The following is a 787-nucleotide window of genomic DNA, read 5'->3' as shown; positions in this document are numbered from 1 at the left end:
AGTATGACTATAATTTCATCTTGATATTTATCACAAACATAGTTGGTGTATTCTACTGACAGATTGTGATAGCTATAAGTAGTTATCGTTGATAATGGTTTTTCATCAATATGTCCTATTTCATTCATTAATTGTATGCGTAAATCATTATCTAACTCCCTAAACTCTTTTAATTTTAAAACACGAAATGTTTTATTTTCATTACAGATAGGGCAATTAATAATATGATTTAATTCATAAAACCCATCTTCGAATCCATCGTAAATTTTTTCCAAATCAGAAATTCTTTTTACTTTCATTTTACCACCTTAATACTTCCATCACGAACTAATTCATTAAGTTTGGATGAAAGTTCATATTGTGTACCCATACCTGGTTGCCCAAACCATGGTATTGCTGGTCCCATATCTGCTTTAATCGGTTTAACAACTTCATAAACAGTATATGGCCTATTAATATCATTGGCTGGTAATGCCCTTACTTTAAAAGGAGCACCTGCTTGGGCAACAAAGTTTCCTTTATCAATAAACTCTCCATTTTCGTACCATCCGCCATAACGGTCTATTTTTGTCCCAGGTTGTAGAGTCGTAGGAGTTACATCCACAAAACCTCTGTTCGGAGGCCATGAACCTTCAGGCATCATTTTTTCTAAGGCTGGCCAGTATTTCTTTTGAATTAATTCATAAGCTTTTCTGGCATCAGCTTCATTTGCGAACATGCCCTCTGAACGGCCTTTGAAAGCGTCAAATGAATTTGCTTCTGCTACGAGTTTTGAAGTCCCGGACAA

2 protein-coding genes are annotated in these 787 nt (G+C 35.1%); both read right to left on the bottom strand.

The genetic code is table 11. The annotated features are described in order from the left end of the window. Positions 1-299 (bottom strand): hypothetical protein (locus PSI15_RS18290; protein ID WP_273584764.1); only part of this gene is annotated, 299 nt, incomplete at its 3' end. Continuing rightward, positions 296-787 (bottom strand): TNT domain-containing protein (locus PSI15_RS18285; protein WP_273584763.1); only part of this gene is annotated, 492 nt, incomplete at its 5' end. The genes PSI15_RS18285 and PSI15_RS18290, both read right to left, overlap by 4 nt.

Origin of the sequence: Xenorhabdus sp. PR6a, assembly GCF_028599065.1 — a bacterium.
Lineage (GTDB): Bacteria > Pseudomonadota > Gammaproteobacteria > Enterobacterales > Enterobacteriaceae > Xenorhabdus > Xenorhabdus doucetiae.
This window is presented reverse-complemented; position numbering and strand designations above follow the sequence as displayed.